Origin of the sequence: Myxococcus sp. CA033, from assembly GCF_013336625.1 — a bacterium.
In the GTDB taxonomy this organism is placed as follows: domain Bacteria; phylum Myxococcota; class Myxococcia; order Myxococcales; family Myxococcaceae; genus Myxococcus; species Myxococcus llanfairpwllgwyngyllgogerychwyrndrobwllllantysiliogogogochensis.
The window spans coordinates 105,562-128,263 of the sequence record NZ_JABUMU010000007.1; the positions used below are offsets into that span (position 1 = coordinate 105,562).

Consider the following 22,702-nt stretch of genomic DNA (forward strand, 5'->3'; position numbering starts at 1 on the left):
CCAGGAGCCTCGCACATGACCTACGAGAACATCCGGCTGGAGCACGACGGCGCGGTCGCCACCCTCACCATCGACCGCCCCAAGGCGCTCAACGCCCTCAACAACAAGACGCTCCAGGAGTTCGAGGCGGCGGTGAAGTCGCTCGGCGCCGACACGCGCGTGCTCATCGTCACAGGCGGGGGCGAGAAGGCCTTCGTCGCGGGCGCCGACATCGCGGAGATGGCCGCGCTCGAGGAGACCCAGGCTCGCGAGTTCGCCGCCCTGGGTCACCGCGCCTTCGCGCTGCTGGAGTCGCTGTCCATCCCCACCATCGCCGCGGTGAATGGCTTCGCGCTCGGGGGTGGCTGTGAGCTGGCCCTGGCGTGTGACTTCATCTACGCCTCGGAGAAGGCCCAGCTCGGCCTCCCCGAAGTGGGCCTGGGAGTCATCCCCGGCTTCGGTGGTACCCAGCGCCTCACCCGCGCGGTGGGCCGTGCTCGCGCCAAGGAGCTGGTCTTCACGGGGGCGCGCATCGACGCGGCGAAGGCGAAGGAGATCGGCCTGGTGCTGGAGGTGCTGCCGGCCGGTGAGCTGCTCGCGCACTGCCGCTCCATCGCGGCGAAGATGATCAAGAACGGTCCTCTGGCCATCGCCACGGCCAAGCGGGTCATCGAGCAGGGCGCGGACAAGGACCTGGGCGAGGCCAACACGCTGGAGCGCCAGGGGTTCGCTGAGCTGTTCGGCTCGGACGACCAGCGCGAGGGCATGAAGGCGTTCCTCGAGAAGCGTCCCGCCGTCTTCACCGGCAAGTGAATCACCCGCTCGCGGTCGGGAGTCTCCTCACGATTCTCCTGGCCGCGACGCCGGCCCGCTCCGAGCCTGTCTCCGAGCCCCTCTCGGAACCCGCGCCCGAAGCTCGGGACGACGAGGCCGGACGGGCTCCGGCGCTGGTCTCCTGGAAGCGCTCGCTGTGCATCTACACGGGCTGCTTCCTGGAGCCGTTCATCCCCGATGTCCGCTTCCAGTGGGGACAGGGCTCGCGTGAGCACTGGGTGCTGTCCTGGCCCATCCACCCGTGGGCCTTCCCGGCGTGGGACATTCCGGGGCCCACCCTCATCCTGTCGCCCTTCGTGGAGCCTCAAGTGCGCCTGGAGCCGGCGGCCTTCCGGCTGCTCGCGGGGGCACGAGTGTATGCGTTTCCGGACAGCGCTCGCCTGGGCTTGCTCGCGGAGGGCGCGGGCCTGTGGGGCCAGGATGGCTCGGGTGGGCTGGCGGGCCTGGGCCTCACCTACGACTTGATTGAACGCGGCCCGAACACGAAGCCCTGGACGGTGTCCGTGGTGCTTCGCCGGGCCTGGACGGGGGAGGGGGCGCGGATGGACCTCTCCCTGGACGTCACGGTGCCACTGAACATGTTCCTGGGCTCACCCCTGGATTCCAGGGAGCCCGGCGGGCGGTCGTCGGCTAATCGGCACGGCAACCCTCGCTTGGGGCCTGGCGGAGCGTCTTCGCTATTCCCTGGGAGCACCCCCCGTAATATGGAGCCCTCATGAACTTCGAGCTGACCGATGTCCAGCGCGAGATCCAGCGGATGTGCCGCGAGTTCGCCGCCAAGGAACTGACCCCCAACGCCCGGAAGTGGGACGAGCACCACTCCTGGCCCACGGATGCGGTGAAGAAGCTCGCCGAGCTGTCGCTGCTCGGTGTGGCCGTCTCCGAGAAGTACGGCGGCGCCGGTCTGGACAACGTCTGTTACGCGCTCGCCATGGAGGAGATCAGCCGAGGCTGTGCCTCCACCGGCGTCATCATGAGCGTGAACAACTCGCTCTATTGCGACCCGGTGTCGAAGTTCGGCACCGAGGCCCAGAAGGAAGAGTTCCTCACGCCGTTCGCGCGGGGCGACAAGCTCGGCTGCTTCGGCCTGACGGAGCCCGAGGCCGGCAGCGACGCCGCCGCCCAGCAGACCGTCGCGGTGCGCCGGGGTGACGAGTTCGTCATCAACGGCTCCAAGAACTGGATCACCAACGGCCCCAAGGCCGACGCCATCGTCCTGTTCACGATGACGAACAAGGAGGCGGGCAACAAGGGCATCACCGCCTTCCTGGTGCCCACGAACACCCCCGGCTTCACCCGCGCCGAGCCCGACAAGAAGATGGGCATCAGCGCCGCCTGGTCCTGCTCCATGTTCTTCGAGGACATGCGCGTGCCGGCCAAGAACATCCTGGGCAAGGAGGGCGAGGGCTTCAAGGTCGCCATGTCCACGCTGGACGGTGGCCGCATCGGGATTGCGTCGCAGGCGCTGGGTATCGCCCGCGCGGCGTACGAGGAGGCCGTGCGCTACTCGGGTGAGCGCAAGTCCTTCGGCAAGCCCATCCGCGAGCACCAGGCCATCCAGTTCATGATCGCCGACATGGCCATGGAGATCGACGCGGCCCGCCTGCTGGTGTGGCGCGCGGCGCTGCTCAAGGACAAGGGCGTGCGCCACAGCGCGGAGAGCGCGATGGCGAAGCTGTACGCCAGCGAGATGGCCAGCCGCGTGGCGAACAAGGCCCTCCAGGTGCACGGCGGCATGGGCTACAGCAAGGAGATGGACGCCGAGCGCCACGTGCGCGACGCGCGCATCACCGAGATCTACGAGGGGACGAGCGAGATTCAGCGCATCGTCATCTCCGCCAACGTCCTGAAGGAGTAGGCACCATGAAGAGGGCACTGCTTCCCGTTCTGATTCTGGCCTCGGCCACCGCGTTCGCGGAGAGCGTTCCGCCGAAGAAGCCCGAGGGCGGGAAGCCCGCCCCCACCGCGACGGCGCCCGCGAAGAGCGACGCGCCGGACGTGGCCCGCATGCCGTTCACGCCGGACTCCATCCGCCAGGTCGTCACGTACAACCAGGGGCGGATCCAGGAGTGCTACGAGGACCACATGGCGGAGAAGAACAAGAAGGCGGAGGGCAAGCTGCTCACGTCCTTCACCATCGACGCCAATGGTCTGGTGAAGGGCGCGAAGGTCCGCAAGGGCAGCACGCCGAAGGACCCGAACCTTCATGACTGCGTGGTGGCCGTGCTGTCGTCCATGACGTTCCCCAAGCCTCCGGACGGCGCCGACCACCCCATCGAGTATCCGTTCAACCTCAAGGCCATCGAGTAGGACAACAGACGTGAACCTCGAGCTGACCGAGACCCAGACGCTGATTCGCGAGACGGCCCGCAAGTTCGCGCGGGAGCGCGTGGCGCCGCTTGCCCGCGAGCTGGACCGCCAGGAGCGATTTCCCACCGAGATCTTCAAGGAGCTCGGCGAGCTGGGGCTGCTCGGGGTGAACATCCCCGCGAAGTACGGCGGCTCGGAAGCGGGCGCCGTGTCCTACGCGCTGGCGATGATGGAGATGGCCGCGGCGGATGCGTCCACGTCCGTGGCCATGGCCGTGACGAACATGTGCGCGGAGTTGATCAACGCGTTCGGCACCGAGGCGCAGCGCGAGAAGTACGTGACGCGGCTGACGTCGGGTGAGGCCGTGGCCGGCTCGTTCGCGCTCTCCGAGCCGCACGCGGGCTCCGACCCGGGCGCGCTCCTGACCTCCGCTGTCCGCCGTGGCGACTCGTGGGTCATCAACGGCAGCAAGCAGTGGATCACCTCCGGCGCGCATGCGGGCGTCATGGTGGTGTGGGCGCGGACGTCGGCGACCGGCAACAAGGGCCTGTCGTGCTTCATCGTGGAGGGTGGGACCCAGGGTCTCATCATCGGTCGTCACGAGGACAAGATGGGCCTGCGCTCCTCGAACACCGTCGCGCTGACGTTCGAGGACTGCGTGATTCCGGCGGAGAACCTGCTGGGCTCGGAAGGGCAGGGGTTCCGGCTGGCGATGGTCGCGCTAGACGGCGGACGTATCGGCATCGCCTCGCAGGCGTGCGGCGTGGCTCGCGCGGCGCTGGAGGCCAGCGTGTCCTACGTGAAGGACCGCAAGGCGTTCGGTCAGGCGATTGGCGAGTTCCAGGGGCCGCGCTTCATGATCGCGGACATGAAGACGCAGATCGACGCGGCGGAGCTGCTGACGCTGCGCGCGGCGTACATGAAGGACCAGAAGCAGCCGTTCACTCGCGAGGCGTCGATGGCGAAGCTGTTCGCCAGCGAGACGAGCAATCGCGTCTGCGACAAGGCCGTCCAGCTCCACGGCGGCTACGGCTACATCGACGAGTTCCCGGTGGAGCGGTACTTCCGCGACGCCCGCGTGCAGACCATCTACGAGGGCACCAGCGAGGTGCAGCGGATGGTGATTGCTCGCGAGAGCTTCAAGCTGTTGGGGTGAGCGCGTGGCGCTGAAGAAGAAGGGCCGGTACTCCTACGGCGATTCCCGCGCGGACATCCGCGCGGAGCTCGAGCGGTACAGCAAGAAGAACGGTTATCCCGTCCAGCGACTCGATGAGCTGCGCTGTCCTTGCGGTCACGAGCGGCACCACCTCCTGATCGACGAGGAGGCGGGCGCGGCGGTGCAGTGCTGTGCCAGGTGCGAGCACGAAGTCCCCCTCGCGGACAGCGAGGAGTTCCTCGAGGAGGCAAAGCTCGAGCAGGCCGAGTGCCCCTGTGGGAATGGGGCCTTCGAGATGGCCCTGGGCGCCGCCTTCTACACGGACACCACTGATGTCCGCTGGGTCTACATCGGCTGCCGGTGTCCGGAGTGCGGACTCACGGCGTGTTTTGGGGACTGGAAGACGCCGTGAGGCCGCCAGGAGCGACTCACCACCAGCGGTTGCCACTTCGCGGTGCCCGGCGCTTCATGTTGAACCAGAGCAGGCTGGTGCTCACGAGGAGGACGTACCAGAGCATGCCCGCGCCGAGCAGGAACATCCCTATGAGCAGCGCCGTCAGGCCGTACCACTGGAAGTGGTCGCGCCAGCGCCACTGGGGAGAGCCAAGCACCTCGCGCACGGGCCGCCAGGGCTCTGATTCAGAGAGGGATATCTCATCCGAGGCATCCACCAGCCCCGTCTTCAACGCCTGACGGACCTCTTCGACTCCGGCATAGGACAGTTCGCCTTCAGCTGTTCGGATTCGCACCGGCATGGTTCGCGCCCACCTCAATTGCAAACGCAGGTCATTGAGCTGCAAGGGACTCTCGGGGCGCCAGGGATTGATGGGCCCCGAGATTCCAGGCCTCTTCAGTCAAGCCTCCGGCCGCGCGACCGGAGGACTGACACTCCCATCCAGAGCGCCAGCATCATGAGGGATGAGCTGCCCGCGTCGGTGGCACCACATCCCCAGCCGGTGACCGTCAAGTCGCGGGGGCCCGACGGATTGGGCCCTTCTGGGTCCGTCGTGCTGCCCGCGTCGTCCGTGCCGGCATCATTCTCGCCAGCATCGGGTTCTGGCTGCGGGGTCACTCCACCATCCTCGCCCGCGTCGGGCTCAGGCTCGGGAGTCGTTCCACCGCCATCGCCCGCGTCGGGCTCAGGAGTCGTTCCACCGCCATCGCCCGCGTCGGGCTCAGGAGTCGTTCCACCGCCATCGCCCGCGTCGGGCTCAGGAGTCGTTCCACCGCCATCGCCAGCGTCGGGCTCGGGAGTCGTTCCACCGCCATCGCCCGCGTCGGGCTCAGGAGTCGTTCCACCGCCATCGCCCGCGTCGGGAGTCGGCGTGGTGCCGCCGTCGTCGTCCTCGCCAGCATCCACGGGAGGCGGCGTACCCGCATCGTCGTCCTCGCCGGCGTCCGCTGGAGCAGGCCCGCCGTCCGGTCCCGCATCGATGGTGCCTGAATCGAGGGTGCCCGAATCAGGGGGCCCGGCATCCGGCAGGCTCCCGCCATCCGGTGCTTCAACGAACACCGGCAGCTCCTCGGAGTTGCTCCAGGCGTAGAGGTCATCAATCCCCCCGAACTCGGCGAGGAGCGTGTGCTCGCCCATCGGGAAGAAGGAGAGAGAGACTGTGGCGGTTCCCGCGCCGTCGAGCAGCTCGGACGTGACGTAATCGCCATCCACGTAGAAGTTCACGCTGCCCATCGTCAGGGGCACGCCATCCACGGTGGTCACGGTGGCCGTGAAGAAGGCCAACTCTCCCTCGATCACGGGACCGCCCTGGCCCTCCACCCGGGTCACCGTGGGTTCGATTCCCACGCCTCGGACGAGGAAGACCCCGTCATAGAACATCCGATTTCCACCGGAGTTCATGTACTCCCAACCCATCAGCCACGTGTCGGTCGCTTCCATGGGCGCCAGCATCAGCAGGTGGGGCGTGCGCTGCTGGTAGCTCCAGGCCTCGATGGGCGTGGTCTCGGTGATCTGGAACTTCCCGTACTCCTGTGTCCCAAGCCGATTGTACGCAAGGGGAGACAGCCACTCCCGAGGGGGAATCGAGGCCAGGACATCGGTCGACTCCTGCTGGTGCAGGTCCAGGTTGAGCAGCGTCTTCGAGAAGTGGACGTTGATGTCGCCATGCCCCCACAGCTCGCATTGGAGCCGGCCCTCAGGCGTCGTCCCCGGCAGGAAGCAGGTGTCCGTGGCCCCGCCGTAGATCTGCTCCACGTACGTCACGAGGAAGAAGACGATCTCCCGCCCGCCGTCCACGGTCCCCAGGCTCACGCGGCGATCATCCTCCGTGATGGACGCCGTCACGTCCCGCCCCGGAATGACCCGGCCGAAGGGGTCGAACGCGCTCGCCTTGTAGTCGGGCCGCCCGTCGAAGAGTCCAGACCGGTCCCAGATGGGGCCCAACGAAGCTGGCTCCCCTGGACCCGGTGAGGCCACTCGAGGCGTCAGGCACTCCACCGCGGGCGAGGCCGGGCACAGCGAACCATCATCATCCGTGCTCAACAGGATGATGTGCCCCAGGCCCAGGTGGCCGTTCTGCGAATCATCCGGCTCGAGCAGATTGGGGACGTGCGGGAAGACACCCCGGTCGCTGAAGTAGGCGTCCACCAGTCCTGGCACCACTCCCGGGCGGAAGTCTCCGCTCGCGGTCACCAGGTCGGTCGCATCAAGTACGCGCTGGCCCACCACCGAACCCCCTGGACGCACCGGGTAGCCCGGCGCTCCGTCCGGCCATCGCTTGGGCCCCGCATCCGCCGCATAGCTGCCAGGAGCGAGGCAGGAGCCCGTCAGCAGCTCCGGCTCTCTCAAGCGGAGCACCTCGCCCGACTCCCGTCGGTGGAAGAAGATGCGCTCGGGAATGCAGCGCGTGCTCTCTCCGATGTAGACCCGCTCCGGGTTCAGGTTGAACAAGTCCTCGTGGAAGTCCGGGATGCCATTCCCCTCGAGGTCGAGGAGCACGTCGTCGTTCGGGTTGGCCGGGTCCCCGATGTCGATGTACCCCCGGGCCACCAACTCGTCGTAATAGAACCACCCCAGCGTGCTGGAGGCCCCACCACCTGCCTGGTCATCGACGAGCAGCACCTCCACGTTCCGGTCCCTGGACAGGATGAGCCGATTCGAGTCCACGCCCTGCGCGGACACAGGGCCCGCGCCCACGCCGACGAGGACCATCAGAAGGAGGGAAGGGCTCCAACGACGCATGGATGTCCTGTGCCAGCCGAGAAATGAACGCGGCATTGTATGCCCTTCTTGGATTCCCAGTACACGTGGCAACGGACCGCGACACGAGTCGTCTGCCCTCGAGAAGGGATGGCGTCGTGAGCAGCAGAGGAGGCAAGGGAAGGAAGAGGCCCGCGGCCGCCGACATGCGGGAACGATTCACCCCCCCGGGCGCACCTCCCCCATGACTCACGCCGGGCACCGGACTCGTGGACCTCGACCCACGAGCGGAACGCAGCCGGACGATGTGGGTCGCATTTCAGCGGATTTTTCGAGTAGGTTGTCGCGCTCGCTGGCCGAACAGGCGAACCGGGCGCTCGCGGGGTCCTCTGAGTCGGGAGGGCTGCGCAGGAGGGCGAGCGTTCTTAGAACGAGGGGTGCGGATGGCTGTCCCGGGTCTTGACAGTCCCGGGTCAACACATCCGCCGATCAGCACATGGGGCACGTGCTCGCTTGACTACCGGAATAACCGGTGTCTAGGGTGCGCGGCCTCATTCAGCACCATTCAAAAGTCCCCAGAGGTGGGGACGCCCGCGGACTCCCGTTGCGCCCCGCAGGGGCCCGCGTTCCTCAAATCAGGGGGCAGCTGTGCCGTTTCAAAGGACTTCCATTTCCATGCAGCAGAACGTGAACCAGCAGGTCGAGACTGACGCCGGGGAAGAAAACTTCGCGGCGATGTTCGAAGAGTCGCTCAAGCAGCGCGGTGGCGACGGCATCCTGAAGGAAGGGGAGATCGTCAAGGGCACCGTGGTGCAGGTGACGAAGGACTTCGCGATCGTCGACATCGGCTACAAGTCCGAGGGTCAGGTCCCGATCTCCGAGTTCACCAATCCTCGCGGAGAGGTCTCCGTCAAGGCGGGCGACCCCGTTGAGGTCCTCCTGGAGAGCCGCGAGAACGACACCGGCATGGTCGTCCTCTCCAAGGAGAAGGCCGACAAGATGCGCATCTGGGACGAGATCAGCGCCGCCTGTGAGCGCGATGAAATCGTCAAGGGCACCATCGTGGGCCGCGTGAAGGGAGGCCTCTCCGTCGACATCGGCGTGAAGGCGTTCCTGCCCGGCAGCCAGGTGGATATCCGGCCCGTGCGCAACCTTGACCAGTACATCTCGAAGGAATTCGAGTTCAAGGTCATCAAGTTCAACAAGAAGCGCGGCAACATCGTCCTGTCGCGCCGGGTCCTCCTCGAGAAGCAGCGCGAGGAGATGAAGAAGGAGACCCTCAAGAACCTGAAGGAGGGTGCGGTCCTCAAGGGTGTCGTCAAGAACCTCACGGACTACGGCGCCTTCATCGACCTGGGCGGCATCGACGGCCTGCTCCACATCACGGACATGTCCTGGGGCCGCATCGGTCACCCCAGCGAGATGTTCAATGTGGGCGACGAGGTCCGCGTCGTTGTCCTCAAGTTCGACCCGACGCAGGAGCGCGTCAGCCTGGGCCTGAAGCAGATCCAGGAGGACCCGTGGCACCGCGCCGACGAGAAGTACCCGGTCGGCACGCGCGTCAAGGGCAAGGTCGTGTCCATCACGGACTACGGCGCGTTCATCGAGATCGAGCAGGGCGTCGAGGGTCTCGTCCACGTGTCCGAGATGTCCTGGACCAAGCGCCTCAAGCACCCGTCCAAGATCCTGGAGGTCGGCCAGGAGGTGGAGGCCGTCGTCCTGGATATCGATCCCAAGGCCAAGCGCATCGCGCTGGGCATGAAGCAGATCGAGCAGAACCCCTGGACGCTGCTCGAGGACAAGTACCCGATCGGCTCCGTCATCAAGGGTCAGATCCGCAACGTCACCGACTTCGGCGTGTTCGTCGGTGTCGAGGAGGGCGTGGACGGCCTGGTGCACGTGTCCGATATCTCCTGGACCCAGCGCATCAAGCACCCGGGCGAGATGTTCAAGAAGGGCGACGAGGTCGAGGCGGTGGTCCTCAACATCGACGTCGAGAACGAGCGGTTCAGCCTGGGCATCAAGCAGCTCCAGCCGGACCCCTGGGAGACGCTGTCCGAGCGCCTGCCTGTCGGCAGCCGCGTGAAGGGCAAGGTCACCAAGGTCACCGACTTCGGCGCGTTCGTGGAGATCGAGCCGGGCATCGAGGGCCTCGTCCACGTCTCCGAGCTGAAGGAGGAGCGTGTCGAGAACCCGCGTGACGTGGTGCAGGAGGCGCAGGATGTCGAGGTGAAGATCATCGACATCAACACGCCGGACCGGAAGGTCGCCCTGTCCATGAAGGCGCTGATCGGCGAAGGCGACGACTACCGCGAGTACCTCCGCAAGCAGGCGGAAGGCTCCAAGGCGCGCCTCGGCGACGTGATGGGCAAGCTGACGAAGAAGTAGTCTTCGTTCAGCACCGCCTCACGGCGTGACGGCCGGGTTCCCGTAAAGGGGGCCCGGCCGTTGCCGTTCCAGACAACTACTCCAGGTAGCTGGGGAACGCGGGCAGCGCGCGGAAGTCCTCGGGCGCGTGCTGGACGACGAAGCGGCCCTTGGAGTCCTTCACCAGCGCCTCCACGTGGTTGATGGATGAGAGGGTTTCCTCGCGGCTGGTGTTGAAGCCGGGCACGCCGTGGTGCTCCCAGTTCGCGCGGGTGTGGCAGAGGTCTCCGGACAGGACGACTGTTCCCGTCCGAGGCAGGTTCACCTGCAGCGACTGGTGGCCGGGCGTGTGGCCCGGCGTGAAGAGGATGCGCACGCTGCCGTCGCCGAAGACGTCGCGGTCTCCGTCGAGCGGCTCCACCTTCGCATCGCGCCACGTGGAGAACTTCGTGGGGTCCACGCCCAGCGGCGCGGGCGTCGCAGTGGCCCACGTCAGCTCCTTGCGCTGGAGCAGCCACGTAGAGCCAATGAAGGCATTGGCGTTGCCGGCGTGGTCCGCGTGCAGATGGGAGAAGCCCACGTAGCGCACGTCCGAGGGCTTCAGGCCCAGTTGGGCGAGCTGTGCGTGCAGCGTCTTCTGGACGAAGTAGCGCGGGCCAATCGGATCCGCCACGCCGTCCGGGCTCTGGGCGATGACGTCATCCAGCCCCGTGTCCCAGAGCAGCGCGCCCTGGGGGTGGCGGATGAGGAAGCAGGGGACGGACATCTCCCCGCGCTGACCGTTGGGCTGACTCCCGTCCGTGAAGAACCCCATGTCGTGGATGTCGATGCGTCCGCAATCCAGGGCGTAGAGGCGCAGCTCCGGGGGATGTTGCGTGGACGCGGCGTTGGTGGACGCGGCCTGGTGCGCGCAGCCACCAGTGAAGGACAGCAGGAACAGGGAGGGGAGAATGGAGCGTGAGACGCGCATGACTAGAAGGACCTCAAGAGGGCATCGACGATGCGGGTGAGACGGGTGGTGTCCTCCGCCGTCTTTCCGAGCACGCGGAGGCCGGTGAGGTTGTTGAGGAGGAAGCTCGCGAGCTCCCGCGCGTCACGAGTAGCGTCGACCTCGCCAGCGCGCTGACCTTCTTCGATGAGCGACAGGAAGGCGGCTTCGGTCTGCTCGAACATTCGCGCCGCCAGTTGGGCCGCGGCGGCGTCACGCCCCGCCAACTCGATGGCGGTGTTGATGGCCAGGCACCCCCGGCGCTCGGGGTCCGCGACGTCGGTCTCGATGACCGCGAGGAGCAGCGCCCGCAGCCGCTCCTTGATGGGGCCCGGTCGGGTCAGCAGCGCCAGGAGCTTGGGCGCCTCGTGCTCGTGGTAGTGACGCAGGACGCACTCGAAGAGGCCCTGTTTGCTCTCGAAGGCGTTGTAGAGGCTGCCGCGCCCCAGCCCCATCCGCGCTCCCAGCTCCTGGGGAGACGCCGCCGCGTAGCCCTTCTCCCAGAAGACCTCCATCGCCTTCGCCACCGCCGTCTCGGCCTGGAACTTCCTCGGACGTGCCATGGGCGTCTGTTAGGTCGTTTTGTACCTTGAGGTCAAATACCTTGGGGCGGCGTGGTGCGAGCGTCCGACCGGTCGGGTGGTGAGTGGGCGGAAGGAGGAGGAACTTCGCGGGCTTGGGCGTCGTTTCGCGGTGCGTCGCGCGCAGTGGACGCTCATGTCCGGACGCTGAGCGAGGACGCTTGAACTCCGGGGAGTGCCCGGTGATAAGGGCGACCGCCGCTGTTATCGAAGGACATCCGTACATCCTCAAGAGGAGGCAGTTTTCATGGCTCGTGACGTCGTCATCGTGGGCGCGGCCCGTACCCCCATCGGCGCCTTCCAGGGAGCGCTCGCCAAGCTGACGGCGCCGCAGCTCGGCGCGGTGGCCATCAAGGCCGCGCTGGAGCGCGCGGGCGTGAAGCCGGAGACCGTCCAGGAAGTCATCATGGGCTGTGTGCTCCAGGCCGGTGTCGGTCAGGCGCCCGCTCGTCAGGCCACCATCTTCGCGGGCCTGCCCGAGACGGTGCCCGCCACCACGCTGAACAAGGTCTGTGGCTCCGGCCTCAAGGCCGTCATCGCGGGCGCACAGGCCATTGCCCTGGGTGAGGCGGACGTCGTCGTCGCCGGCGGCATGGAGTCCATGAGCAACTCGCCGTACGTGAGCCACACGATGCGCGGTGGTGCGCGCATGGGCAACGTGGAGTTCAAGGACGCGATGATCCTCGACGGTCTCTGGGACGTGTATGGCAACGTCCACATGGGCCTGTGCGCCGAGGAGTGCGCCACGTCGCAGGGCATCAGCCGCTCGCAGCAGGATGAGTTCGCGCTGGAGTCCACCCGTCGCGCGATTCAGTCCCAGAAGGACGGCCTGTTCGCCGCCGAGATCGTCCCCGTGCAGATCCCCGGCAAGAAGCCGGACGAGGTGACGACGGTCTCCGAGGACGAGGGCCCGCGCAACGCGAAGCCGGACAAGATTCCGGGCCTCAAGCCGGTGTTCAAGAAGGACGGCACGGTGACGGCCGCCAACGCGTCCTCCATCAACGACGGCGCCGCGGCGCTGGTGCTGATGAGCGAGGAGAAGGCGAAGGCCGAGGGCCGCACGATTCTGGGCCGCATCACCGGTTACGCGCAGGCCGCGCGCAAGCCGGTGGAGTTCACGATTGCTCCGGCGGACGCCATCAACACGCTCCTGAAGAAGAAGGGCGTGGCCGCGGCGGACGTGGACCTGTGGGAGATCAACGAGGCGTTCGCGGTGGTGTCGCTCGCGAACAACCGCATCCTCGGGTTGGATCCGTCGAAGGTGAACGTGCGCGGTGGCGCGGTGGTGCTCGGTCACCCCATTGGCGCTTCCGGCGCGCGCGTGCTGGTGACGCTGCTGCAGACGATGAAGGACCTGGGCAAGAAGCGGGGCGTCGCGTCGCTGTGCATCGGCGGCGGCGAGGGCATCGCGCTGATGGTGGAGAGGTAGTCAACCCTCTCCCCACGGGGAGAGGGACGGGGTGGGGGCCTTGGTGGCCTTCACCCCGTTTCCGTTATCGGGAGGGCGAATGAACAAGGTCTACGCGAGCGCGGACGAGGCGGTCGCCGACATCCCGGATGGCTGCACGCTCATGAGCGGCGGCTTCGGGCTGTGTGGCAACCCTGAGAATCTCATCGAGGCGCTTCACCGCAAGGGCGTGAAGAACCTCACCATCATCTCCAACAACTGCGGCACCACCGAGCTCGGCCTGGGCATCCTGCTCCAGAACAAGCAGGTCAAGAAGATGGTGTCGAGCTACGTGGGGGAGAACAAGGAGTTCGAGCGGCAGTACCTCTCCGGCGAGCTGGAGGTGGAGCTGAACCCGCAGGGCACCCTGGCCGAGCGCATCCGCGCGGGCGGCTGTGGCATCGGTGGCTTCTTCACGCCGACGGGCGCGGGGACGCAGGTGGCCGAGGGCAAGGAGTCGCGCATCATCGACGGCCGGCTGCACGTGCTGGAGACACCGCTGAAGGCGGACTTCGCCATCATCCACGCGGCGAAGGCGGATACCCACGGCAACCTCATCTTCAACAAGACGGCGCGCAACTTCTCCCCGATGATGTGCATGGCGGCCAAGGTCACCATCGTCGAGGCGGAGGAGATTGTTCAGCCCGGCGAGTTGGACCCGGACCAGGTGCACCTCCCGAGCATCTTCGTGAAGCGCATCGTCCTGGCGAAGAACCTCCAGAAGTGGATTGAGCGGCGCACCGTCCGCAAGACGGCCTGAGAACCCCATGCCACTGACTCGTGAACAACTCGCGAAGCGCATCGCCCTGGAGCTGCGGGACGGCTTCTATGTGAACCTGGGCATCGGCATTCCCACGCTGGTCCCCAACTACATCCCCGAGGGGGTGGAGGTGGTGCTCCAGTCGGAGAACGGCCTGCTGGGAATCGGGCCGTACCCCGAGGCGGGCAAGGAAGACCCGGACCTCATCAACGCGGGCAAGGAGACGGTGACGACGGTGAAGGGCGCCGCGTTCTTCGACTCGGCCCTGTCCTTCGGGATGATCCGCGGCGGCCACATCGACATGGCCGTGCTGGGCGCCATGGAGGTCTCCGAAGAGGGGGACCTGGCCAACTGGATGATTCCCGGGAAGATGGTCAAGGGAATGGGCGGCGCCATGGACCTGGCGGTGGGCGCCAAGCGCATCTACGTGGCCATGGAGCACGCGAACAAGGAGGGTCAGCCGAAGATCCTCAAGAAGTGCTCGCTGCCCCTGACGGGCCTCAAGTGCGTGCACCACATCGTCACGGACCACGCCTTCCTGGACGTGACGCCGGAGGGGCTCGTCCTGCGCGAGCTGGCCCCGGGCGTGACGGTGGAGCTGGTCCAGAAGCTCACCGAGCCGAAGCTGAAAATCGCTCCGGACGTGCGCGAGATGAAAGTCTGAGCGCGCAAGGCTAAGGTGCGCCGCTGGGGGAGGGTGGTATGGACGACTTCCCCGGCGGAGCCCCTTTCATGGCCGATACCTCGGAGAAGCTGAACCCCATCGACCACCGCGCGCCGCGAGTCGAGTACGAGCTGCCGGTGGCCTACCGCAGCGTGGCTGGCTTCGTGACGGACTGGGCCGTCAACCTTTCCAAGGGCGGCCTCTACATCAACACCGACAAGCCCCTGCCGGTGGACACGGTGGTGAAGCTGCTGGTGACACTGCCGGGAGCGCACTTCCCGGTGGAGCTGAAGGGCCGGGTGACGCGCACCAACGCGCTCGGCACCGCCTCTCCGCAGTCCCCGGGGATGGCGGTGGAGTTCCTGGACGTTGACGAAGACAAGCGGTCGCGCATCGGGGAGTTCGTGGAGCGGTTGCGCTCGGAGCTCCCGTCGGAAGCGACCCGGAAGTAACGGCGGCCCGCGCGGGCGCCCCCACCGAGCGCCTGCATGCTGCCCCTCCCTGAGACCCCCGTTTCCCTGACCATCGACCGCCTCGGCCAGCTCGGCGAGGGCGTGGCTTCCTGGCAGGGCCGCACCGTCTTCATCCCTGGCGCCTTCCCGGGCGACACCGTGCGCGTCCATCTGGAGTCGCAGGGACGCGTGCTGCGTGGGCTTTTGCGCGAGGTGGTCTCTTCCGGACCGGACCGTCGTGAGGCGCCGTGTTCGCTGGCCGGCGAGTGCGGCGGGTGCGACTGGCTGGGCCTGGCCGAGTCCGCCCAGCGAAGCGCGAAGCAGGAGATCGTCCTCTCCACCCTGGAGCACCTGGGCCACCTGCGGCGCGAGTCCTTCACCGTCCGGCCGCTCCTGGTGGCGCCTCGGGACTGGGGCTACCGCCGACGCGCGGTGCTGCATCCGGCGGGGAAGGGAGCGCTGGGCTACTTCAGCCGGCGCAGCCACGAGCGGCTCGCGGTGTCCGAGTGCGGTGCCCTCACGCCCGTGCTGACCGCGTTGCCGGGGAAGCTGGCGCCGCTGCTCAAGCCGCTGGCGAAGGACACCGAGGAGGTGCTCCTGCTCGCCGAGGGCGACAAGGCCGCGTTCGCGGTGAACCTGACGGGGCAGGTGACGGCGCGGCACGTGGAGGCCGCGGAGGCCGCCGTGCGGGCGCTGCGGTTGGAGGGCGCGGTGCTGGTGCCGAAGGAGGGCTCGCCCCGGGTGCTGGGCAAGCCGGCGCTGCGCTCATACTCGCCGCTGAGGCCGGAGGTGCCGCTGTACCTGCGACCGGATTCGTTCGCGCAGGCGCACGCGGAGGCCAACGTAGGGCTCGTGACGTCGGCCATCTTCGAGCTGGCGGCGCGGGACGAGGACTCCGTGCTGGAGCTGTACTCGGGCAACGGCAACTTCACGTTCCCTCTGGCCGCGGGATCCGCGTCGGTGCTGGGCGTGGAGTCGTCCCCGGTGGGCGTGGAGCTGGCCCAGCGCAGCGCGCGTGAGGCGGGCGTGAGCAACGTGCGCTTCGTGCAGGGGGATGCGCGCAAAGTTTGTGACGGGTTGGTGTCCGAGGGTCGGCGCTTCGACGTGTGTCTGGCGGACCCGCCGCGCGCGGGGGCGCCGGGGCTGGCGAAGTGGATGGTGGCGCTGGGCATCCGCCGGGTGGTGTACGTGGCGTGTGACCCGGCCTCGCTCGCGCGGGACGCGGCGGGGCTGGTGGAGGCGGGTTACAAGCCCCAGGCGCTCCAGGTGGTGGACATGTTCCCCCAGACGCACCACGTGGAAGCCGTGATGTCCTTCGAGCGGCCGGGCACGGGGAAGGGACGCTGATGGACGCGCGCATCGTCGAATTCGCCGAGGTGCTCCGACAGAACGGTGTGCGCGTGAGTACCTCCGAGGTGCAGGACGCGCTGCGGGCCACCGCCGAGGTGGGGCTGGTGGACCGGGCCCTGTTCCGCGCGGTGATGCGCACCACGCTGGTGAAGCGTGAGCTGGACGTGGACACGTTCAACCGCGCGTTCGACTTCTTCTTCTCCGGCGCGGCGGCGACGTTCGAGGCCATCGACAAGTCCCTTGCCGCGCAGCTCCAGGAAGAGGGCTACCTGGACGGGGACACGCTGAAGATGGTCATCTACCAGATGAACCTCCTGCTGCCGGAGATGTCTCCGCTCGCGCAGGCGGTGCTGGAAGGGGACCGGGCGCGGCTGGCGCAGATCTTCCGGACGGCTTCGCTCCAGTTGGACTTGTCGAAGCTGGAGAGTCCGCTCCAGGGGGGATTCTTCGCACGGCGCATGCTGGCGGGTGCGGGCATGGAGCGGGCTCGCTCCGACATGAAGTCGCTGGAGGATGAGCTGCATGCGCGCGGCTTGTCTCCGGAGGGTGTGGAGATTGTCTCGCGCCACGTCGCCGCGGCGATGCGGAAGATTGAAGATGCCGCGCGCCAGGAGGTGAAGCGGCAGGCAGAGGCTCGCATCCGTCGTCGCACCGACACGGTGCAGGACAAGCCGCTGCATCTGCTCACCCAGGCGGAGGTGGACCAGATGGAGTCCGCCGTGCGCACGATGGCGGAGAAGCTGCGCAGTCGCTTGATTCGCCGGCAGCGCTCGCACCGCAAGGGCGCGCTCAATGTCCGCCGCACGCTGCGCAAGAACATGACGTGGGGTGGGGTGCCCATGCTGCCCCAGTTCCGTCGCCGCCGGCCGGAGCGTCCGGAGTTGGTGGTGCTGTGCGACGTGTCCGACTCGGTCCGCAACGCGGCTCGGATGATGTTGCTGTTCATGCACACGATGCAGTCGCTGTTCGTGCGCGTGCGCTCGTTCGTCTTCGTGTCAGACGTGGGCGAGGTGACGCAGTACTTCAAGGACCTCGACGTGGACGAGGCCATCGACATGGCGACGGCGGGCAAGACGGTGTCCCTGAGCGCCAACTCGAACTATGGCCGCGCGCTGGCGGACTTCACCCGGGACCACCTGGGCAGCATCACCCGCCGCACCACCGTCATGATCATCGGGGACGGGCGCAACAACTACAACGCCAACAACGTCTGGGCGCTGAAGGACCTGCGCCGCAAGGCGAAGCGACTGCTGTGGATCTGCCCCGAGCAGCGCGGCAACTGGGGCATCGGTGACAGCGAGATGCTCACGTACGAGAAGCACTGTCACCAGGCCGTGGTCGTGACCTCCGTCTCCGACCTGGCCCGCATCGCTGACCAGCTCGTTCCGGCTTGAGGGGCGGCTGAAGCCCACGCCCTAGCTCTCCTCCACGATCTTCCGGGCCTCCAACTCCAGGACGTGGGCCTGCAGCTCGTGCAGCAGCTCGGAGAGTCGCGTGTGGCACGCTCCGCTGCGCTCGGGGTCCGGCGAGCCGATTCCATCGGCGAGCGCGCGCCACCGCACGTCCTTCAGCAGCTGCTGTCGCAGCGCCGCGCTGACCACGTCCGCCCAGGTGGGCTGGCTGTAGGTGAAGTTCAGCGCCAGCGTGTCCTCCGAGGCCTCGGTGGAGTGCCAGTAGCCGCGCGGGACGAAGAGCACCGAGCCGGGCTCGAGCGTGATGACCTCGGCACCCTCGGGCATCTGCTCGGGTAGCTCCTGCTCCAGGTAGCTGGCCAGCTCGGGCGAGGGCGGGCCCATGTTCATCGCCCAGCGGTCCGTGGGCAGGGGCAGTTGTGTGTTGGGTGCGAGCGTCCAGCGCTTGGTGCCGCGCACCTGCACGACGATGTTCGCGTTCGCGTCGAAGTGGGGGCTGTTGCCGCCACCCGACGGCGAGGCATAGAAGATGGCCCGCGCCACGGCGTTGCGCGCGAGTCCCAGCTCGAACGCCACCATGTGCAGCCACTGCTCGACCAGGGGGAGGTAGCGCTCCGCCGAGTCGAGGATGAGCGCCATCCCGCTGCGGTACAGCGCCGCCGCGGTCTGCGCCTCCACCCGGATGACGCTGTGCTCATCGCGACGGTCCGGCAGCGCGACCATCACCGGGTTGCGGTAGGTGTGCAGCAGCCGCTCGAGGTCATGGAGCTCGGGGAGCGCCGCGAGCTCCCCGAGCCGTTCGAGCGGGCCGTGGCAGACCAGATGCCGCGTGGGCCAGTACTCCGCCAGGAACTCGCGCCCCGAGTGCGGCGCGAAGAGCTGTTCGAGGAAGGGGCGCTCCGATGACTCCAAATCCATGAGCGACATTAACACGCGAGCTCGTGGGGGCTTCGCAAGTCTCTTACGCGTTCAGGGGCCGCCGCGTCACTGCGACTTCTTGAAGGTCTGGCTCCAGGTGGGGGCTACCTGCTCGATGAGTGTCACCAGCGCCGGCGGAATGTCCCCGGTGCCGGTGAGGGGCCGGACCTCCATCACGTCGTCATTGCCCATCCCGCCCGGGTAGCGGCGGGCCCATTCAATGGCCTCCTCCTTCGACGCCACCTCCAGCACGTAGAAGCCGCCGATGAGCTCCTTCGTCTCCGCGTAGGGGCCGTCCCTCACGCTGGCCTTGCCGTCCTTGAAGACGACGTGCGCGCCCGGGGACGGGCTGAGGCCCTCGGAGGCGATGAGCACGCCGGCCTTGTGCATCTCCTCGTTGTATTTCATCTGCGCGATGAAGACGGCCTCGTCGAAGGCGGCATCCGGGGGTGTGGGCTCCAGCGTGGAAGGTCGGGGGATGAGCATGAAGCGCATGCGGGTGACTCCTGGAGTGGGGATGTGAGGCGTGGCTCCATCCCTACAACGAATGACCGTGCGGCGGTTCGACACGGACATTTCAGGGGACGCTGCCGCGCGCCGGTGGGCCCCTCGGCGCGTGGGGTGGCTCAGAATGTCCGGTAGCAGAACTGGCCCGGGTTTCCCTGGGTGCAGTCCTCGGGGCAGCTCTGCGTCGTTTCACCAGGGCAGCACGCCCTGTTCCCGCAGTACTCGCCAGGAGGGCAATCCGCCGGACAGCGCAGTCGCTCGATGGGCGCGCAGACCCCATCGCCGCAGACGGCGAGCTCGGACTCCGACGTGGCGAGCGCCTCCTCCACCCCGGGGTCCTCCTCCATCGCACCAGCACCACATCCCACGATGAGCCCCACTGTCAGGGCCACTACGACACTCCAAGCCGCCTTCATCGGAACGCTCCTTGTCGGGTCCGCCTGCATGAGGAATGCGCGCAAAGGCTAGCAGGCTTCGCGGACAGGACAACGGGGTGCGCATCCAGGCGTTGTCGCCGCATTGCCTGTCGGATGAAGTGCCCGTGGGGGGCGCGTGAGGCCTCAGGTTCTCACGCTCGCGGATGGCGGCATGGACGGTGCGGTGCGCTTCCACGCCTCGAGCTCCTGCACGCGACCGAGCCAGCTCCGAAGGTTCGCATGCTCCCCGAGAGGCAGTCGCGCCGGTCCGGCGAGGGCGAACGCCGCGGCCAACGAGAAGTCCGCGAGCGTCAGACGTTCCTGTGAGACCCACGTCTTGCCCGCGAGGTGCTCGTCCAGGACGCGCGCGTGCCGCGCGAAGAGCGCCTCGCCCCGTGCGACCTCCGTGGGGTTCGGCGGCCCACGGCCCGCCACCGCCTTCACGAAGTTCTCGAAGACCAGGATGGTGCATGCCTGCGCCATGTGCGCCGAGCACCAGAAGAGCCAGCGCGTCACGTCAGCACGCCCACGCGCATCCGTGGGAAGCAGGGTTTGTCCCGGCGTCATCTCGGCCAGGTACTGCATGATGGCGCGCGACTCCCAGAGCAGGAAGCCATCGTCATCGAGGACAGGAACGAGGCCGTTGGGATTGCGGCCCAGATGCGGCGTCGCGCGCTGCTCGCCGTTTGGCAGGTCCACCACGACGCGCTCGAGAGGTACTTCGAGGTGGGTGGCGACGAGCAGGACTCGGCGCGAGTTTCCGGACAAGGGGTGGAAGTAGAGCTTCATGAAGCGTTCTCCTGGACCGTGCGGATGGATGAAGGGGGAACCTGCCCGCCAGGGGTGACAAGGGCTTGTCAGGTATCTTCGGGCCCGTCCTGAGGCACCGCGCGCCCGGCGTGGAGGAAGGCGTTCGACGCGTAACGCGGAGCCGGCGTCTGTCCTTCCCATGCGCTCGGTGGCATACTGGGAGTTCGGACTCTGGGAGGGAAGTCGGATGGCATCCCACCAATCAATGTCAGTCTCCGTCGGGCTTTGCGCCATGGGCGCGGCGACCTCCCTGGGCCCTGTCACCCAGGCCGCCGCGGCTGCGAGGGCGGGCATCGTCCGCGCCAGTGAATTGGCGTTGAGCACCTGCCTCGATGAGGTGACGTCCGAGCGCGTTGCCCTCGTGGGCCACACCGCTGGCCCCCTGACCGAGGGCTTCGAGGGAATCGGTCGGCTCGTACAACTCGGTGTCGCGGCCTTGGAGGACCTGGAGGCGACCGTCCACGGAGACTGGTGGGGGCAGCTCGACTTTTTCCTCTGTCTTCCTCGAAGCCTTGGACATGGGACGAGTCCGACAAGGGAGTCCACCGAGGTCGCGGGGTTGCTGGCGGCCCGGATCCAGGCCGAGGCGCGCTTCATTCCCACGCCGATGTCACTCCATCTCTTCCAGGACGAGAGAGGTGGGACCATTCAGGCACTCACGAAGGCCATGGAGTTGCTCGCGGCACGGCGGTGCGACCAGGCGTTGGTGCTGGCCTGCGACTCACTCGTGTCGCCAGAACGAATCGAGGCACAACTCGAGACGCGTCGCCTCAAGACGCCCGATCATCCGGTGGGGTATTTGCCGGGCGAAGGGGCCGTGGCCTTGCTGCTGGAACGTCGGGACGCAGCCCGCGAGCGCGCGCGGCCTCCCATTGCCTACCTCTTCAGTCCGGTGACGGCCCAGGAGACGCAAAGCCGCGATGCGAAGGCTCCTCCCATGGGGCGGGCAATGGGGGAGAGCCTCACCATGGCCCTGGTGCGAGCAGGGGCCACGTCGATTCCGGAGGGAAGTCTCTATCTGGACCTCAACGGGGAAGAGTTCCGGGCGAGGGAGTGGGGCCAGACGTTGCTTCGGGCGCGGGACGCATGTCGCGTCGAGGAATGGAGGTCCGTCATTCCAGCCCTGAACTTCGGTGAACTGGGGACCGTGTCCCCACTGGTCTCGGTCTGTCTCGCCACGCGAGCCTTCGCCCGAGGCTACGGCCCAGGACGGCACGCGTTGATTCTGGTGGCTGGCGATGACGGCCACCGCGCAAGCGTACTGCTCGAACGCGGGCCCGACCTTCGGAGTCCGCCGTCGATGACCGCGGGGAGGGCGCAATGCGCCTTGTGAAACACATCGCGAAGACGCGCAAGCGGGAGATCGTCACGCAGCGGGTGAGCGGATTCCAGAAGAACTGCAACACCGGCTTCGAGAGGCCAGGGTTCTGGGAGGCACATCACATCGACTGTGTGTCCTCCGTGGGAAAGCGAAGGGGGGACTATCCCAAGTCGCCGCCAGACCTCGCCGACTACATCGAGGCGTGTCTATGGGTGACGCCGTGGGACATCAACGCCGCTCACAATCTCATCGGACTCCCCTTGAACCGGCAGTACCGGGACTCCGATGGAGAGAGCCCCGTGGACCTTCCTTCCCACCAGGTGGACCACAACACCCGGGATGGGTTCACGGACGAGGTTTCGAAGTACCTGAAGGAGAACGTCTGGTGCTCCCTCACCGCGAAGAAGAAGGTTCATGACGTCGACATCGCGAAGCTGAAGGAGGAGCTGCGAAGCGCCAGTATCGAATTTCGTGGGCGCCTGGAGTCCCGTGGCACGCGAAAAGGCGGCACGAAGCTCTGCTGGAGGAGCCGACACGACGAGGGCTTCGCGCGCAAGTGGTACTACCCCTTCTCGATGGGGAAGACGCCCAGCCATCGTTCTCCCGGCGTGGCGTATTCGCTGCTGGACTCCATCTTCAAGAAGATCAAGCTGCCGTTCTGATACCTGAGGTGAACGTGAGCGTCATGCCCGTCGTCTGGGAGTGGGATGTCGGAGATCGTTTTTGTGTCCTGGATGGCGTCCTGAATGTCGAGGACGAGTATCAGCTCAGCAAGGGCGTCAGCCGGGCACAGGGCTTTCCGGCCGATGCGAGCTTCGCCATGTCCGCCAAGCACCGGAAGTACATCGCCCTGGCGGATAACATCAGCAACCTGAACCGGGCGCTGGTGGTCTCCCGCCGGCTGAAGGACGTGATCGAAGCCAGGCGGCCGCGCGACGTCGAGTATCTTCGCGTTTCAATCATCGACCACAAGAAGAAGGTCGCCAGCGATGACTACTTCATCGTCAATCCGTTCAAGGTCGTCGACTGCATCGACAAGGATAAGTCCAAGTACCGGTGGAACAACATCGACCCGGAGAAGATGAGCTCCTGTACGAAGCTGGTGCTCAAGCCGGAGGCAATCAATCCAGAGCTGCTCCTGTTCCGACCCCAGCACCTCGAGTACTACGTCCTGGTCCACCCGGACCTGGCCGCGGCGCTGGAGGAGGAGGGGTTCACGGGCCTCCGCTTCACGCCCATCGACGAGTTCGAGTCCTGAGCTGCCCGGAGGGTGCAT

24 protein-coding genes are annotated in these 22,702 nt (G+C 67.1%); 16 read left to right on the top strand and 8 right to left on the bottom strand.

The genetic code is table 11. The annotated features are described in order from the left end of the window. The first annotated feature begins 15 nt into the window (after window positions 1–15). Genes HUA78_RS19770 through HUA78_RS19795 form a run of 6 tightly spaced genes read left to right on the top strand, consistent with a single transcriptional unit; the run spans window position 16 to window position 4,691 of the window. Entirely contained in the window at window positions 16–792 is a 777-nt protein-coding gene (locus tag HUA78_RS19770) for an enoyl-CoA hydratase/isomerase family protein (RefSeq protein ID WP_174476919.1), read from the top strand. After that, window positions 789–1,532: a hypothetical protein gene (locus HUA78_RS19775; RefSeq protein ID WP_371745613.1), complete on the top strand. Its 744-nt coding sequence runs from the start codon at window positions 789–791 to the stop codon at window positions 1,530–1,532. The genes HUA78_RS19770 and HUA78_RS19775 overlap by 4 nt, the downstream gene beginning before the upstream one ends. After that, a complete protein-coding gene (locus HUA78_RS19780) occupies window positions 1,529–2,671 on the top strand; it encodes an acyl-CoA dehydrogenase (RefSeq protein ID WP_174459118.1) in 1,143 nt (380 codons plus the stop codon). The genes HUA78_RS19775 and HUA78_RS19780 overlap by 4 nt, the downstream gene beginning before the upstream one ends. Before the next feature lie 5 nt (window positions 2,672–2,676). Then, complete coding sequence (locus HUA78_RS19785) at window positions 2,677–3,123, top strand: AgmX/PglI C-terminal domain-containing protein (RefSeq protein ID WP_141644388.1); 447 nt, start codon at window positions 2,677–2,679, stop codon at window positions 3,121–3,123. A 10-nt stretch (window positions 3,124–3,133) separates the two neighbouring features. Beyond that, window positions 3,134–4,279: an acyl-CoA dehydrogenase family protein gene (locus HUA78_RS19790; protein WP_141644389.1), complete on the top strand. Its 1,146-nt coding sequence runs from the start codon at window positions 3,134–3,136 to the stop codon at window positions 4,277–4,279. A gap of 4 nt (window positions 4,280–4,283) precedes the next feature. Beyond that, on the top strand, window positions 4,284–4,691 hold the full coding sequence (locus HUA78_RS19795; protein WP_141644390.1) for a hypothetical protein: 408 nt from the start codon (window positions 4,284–4,286) through the stop codon (window positions 4,689–4,691). Window positions 4,692–4,707: 16 nt separating this feature from the next. On the opposite strand, the gene HUA78_RS19800 is transcribed toward HUA78_RS19795, so the two are convergent. Then, window positions 4,708–5,034, bottom strand: coding sequence for a hypothetical protein (locus tag HUA78_RS19800; RefSeq protein WP_174476920.1), 327 nt, complete (start codon window positions 5,032–5,034; stop codon window positions 4,708–4,710). Window positions 5,035–5,129: 95 nt separating this feature from the next. Then, the gene (locus HUA78_RS19805) at window positions 5,130–7,445 is read right to left on the bottom strand and encodes an Ig-like domain repeat protein (RefSeq protein ID WP_217442532.1); all 2,316 of its coding nucleotides are present in this window, start codon (window positions 7,443–7,445) and stop codon (window positions 5,130–5,132) included. A 663-nt stretch (window positions 7,446–8,108) separates the two neighbouring features. On the opposite strand from HUA78_RS19805, the gene HUA78_RS19810 reads away from it, so the two are divergent. Further along, window positions 8,109–9,821 carry a 30S ribosomal protein S1 gene (locus HUA78_RS19810; RefSeq protein ID WP_141644393.1) on the top strand — a complete coding sequence of 571 codons (1,713 nt, stop codon included), beginning with the start codon at window positions 8,109–8,111 and terminating at the stop codon, window positions 9,819–9,821. A 76-nt stretch (window positions 9,822–9,897) separates the two neighbouring features. Here HUA78_RS19810 and HUA78_RS19815 read toward each other — a convergent pair whose 3' ends face one another. Both HUA78_RS19815 and HUA78_RS19820 read right to left on the bottom strand, forming a co-directional pair. After that, complete coding sequence (locus tag HUA78_RS19815; RefSeq protein ID WP_174466273.1) at window positions 9,898–10,770, bottom strand: N-acyl homoserine lactonase family protein; 873 nt, start codon at window positions 10,768–10,770, stop codon at window positions 9,898–9,900. Between the two features lie 2 nt (window positions 10,771–10,772). Beyond that, a complete protein-coding gene (locus HUA78_RS19820; RefSeq protein ID WP_174466272.1) occupies window positions 10,773–11,351 on the bottom strand; it encodes a TetR/AcrR family transcriptional regulator in 579 nt (192 codons plus the stop codon). 265 nt (window positions 11,352–11,616) lie between these two features. On the opposite strand from HUA78_RS19820, the gene HUA78_RS19825 reads away from it, so the two are divergent. From HUA78_RS19825 to HUA78_RS19850, 6 genes are all read left to right on the top strand, one after another. Then, entirely contained in the window at window positions 11,617–12,798 is a 1,182-nt protein-coding gene (locus HUA78_RS19825; RefSeq protein WP_141644396.1) for an acetyl-CoA C-acetyltransferase, read from the top strand. A gap of 79 nt (window positions 12,799–12,877) precedes the next feature. After that, window positions 12,878–13,576, top strand: coding sequence for a CoA transferase subunit A (locus tag HUA78_RS19830; protein ID WP_141644397.1), 699 nt, complete (start codon window positions 12,878–12,880; stop codon window positions 13,574–13,576). A gap of 7 nt (window positions 13,577–13,583) precedes the next feature. After that, the gene (locus HUA78_RS19835) at window positions 13,584–14,240 is read left to right on the top strand and encodes a CoA transferase subunit B (RefSeq protein WP_141644398.1); all 657 of its coding nucleotides are present in this window, start codon (window positions 13,584–13,586) and stop codon (window positions 14,238–14,240) included. Window positions 14,241–14,308: 68 nt separating this feature from the next. Next, window positions 14,309–14,692, top strand: coding sequence for a TIGR02266 family protein (locus tag HUA78_RS19840; protein ID WP_141644399.1), 384 nt, complete (start codon window positions 14,309–14,311; stop codon window positions 14,690–14,692). 36 nt (window positions 14,693–14,728) lie between these two features. Beyond that, window positions 14,729–16,039 (top strand): class I SAM-dependent RNA methyltransferase, encoded by a 1,311-nt coding sequence (locus HUA78_RS19845; RefSeq protein WP_174476922.1) that lies wholly within the window; start codon window positions 14,729–14,731, stop codon window positions 16,037–16,039. Beyond that, window positions 16,039–17,436 (top strand): VWA domain-containing protein, encoded by a 1,398-nt coding sequence (locus tag HUA78_RS19850; RefSeq protein ID WP_174459111.1) that lies wholly within the window; start codon window positions 16,039–16,041, stop codon window positions 17,434–17,436. Before HUA78_RS19845 ends, HUA78_RS19850 begins: the two co-directional genes overlap by 1 nt. Window positions 17,437–17,457: 21 nt before the next feature. Here HUA78_RS19850 and HUA78_RS19855 read toward each other — a convergent pair whose 3' ends face one another. From HUA78_RS19855 to HUA78_RS19870, 4 genes are all read right to left on the bottom strand, one after another. Next, window positions 17,458–18,381: a JmjC domain-containing protein gene (locus HUA78_RS19855; RefSeq protein WP_141644402.1), complete on the bottom strand. Its 924-nt coding sequence runs from the start codon at window positions 18,379–18,381 to the stop codon at window positions 17,458–17,460. 57 nt (window positions 18,382–18,438) lie between these two features. Next, on the bottom strand, window positions 18,439–18,867 hold the full coding sequence (locus tag HUA78_RS19860; RefSeq protein WP_174476924.1) for a YciI family protein: 429 nt from the start codon (window positions 18,865–18,867) through the stop codon (window positions 18,439–18,441). 131 nt (window positions 18,868–18,998) lie between these two features. After that, window positions 18,999–19,295, bottom strand: a complete 297-nt coding sequence (locus tag HUA78_RS19865; RefSeq protein ID WP_141644404.1) for a hypothetical protein — start codon at window positions 19,293–19,295, stop codon at window positions 18,999–19,001. Window positions 19,296–19,439: 144 nt separating this feature from the next. Beyond that, window positions 19,440–20,084, bottom strand: a complete 645-nt coding sequence (locus tag HUA78_RS19870) for a glutathione S-transferase family protein (RefSeq protein WP_174466269.1) — start codon at window positions 20,082–20,084, stop codon at window positions 19,440–19,442. 226 nt (window positions 20,085–20,310) lie between these two features. Here HUA78_RS19870 and HUA78_RS19875 point away from each other — a divergent pair, with 226 nt between their 5' ends. From HUA78_RS19875 to HUA78_RS19885, 3 genes are read left to right on the top strand one after another with little or no spacing between them, the layout of a single operon-like run. Next, window positions 20,311–21,438, top strand: a complete 1,128-nt coding sequence (locus HUA78_RS19875) for a hypothetical protein (RefSeq protein WP_174476925.1) — start codon at window positions 20,311–20,313, stop codon at window positions 21,436–21,438. Then, complete coding sequence (locus tag HUA78_RS19880; RefSeq protein ID WP_174476926.1) at window positions 21,426–22,088, top strand: hypothetical protein; 663 nt, start codon at window positions 21,426–21,428, stop codon at window positions 22,086–22,088. Before HUA78_RS19875 ends, HUA78_RS19880 begins: the two co-directional genes overlap by 13 nt. Before the next feature lie 23 nt (window positions 22,089–22,111). Continuing rightward, window positions 22,112–22,684, top strand: a complete 573-nt coding sequence (locus HUA78_RS19885; RefSeq protein WP_371745618.1) for an imm11 family protein — start codon at window positions 22,112–22,114, stop codon at window positions 22,682–22,684. Window positions 22,685–22,702 lie beyond the last annotated feature (18 nt).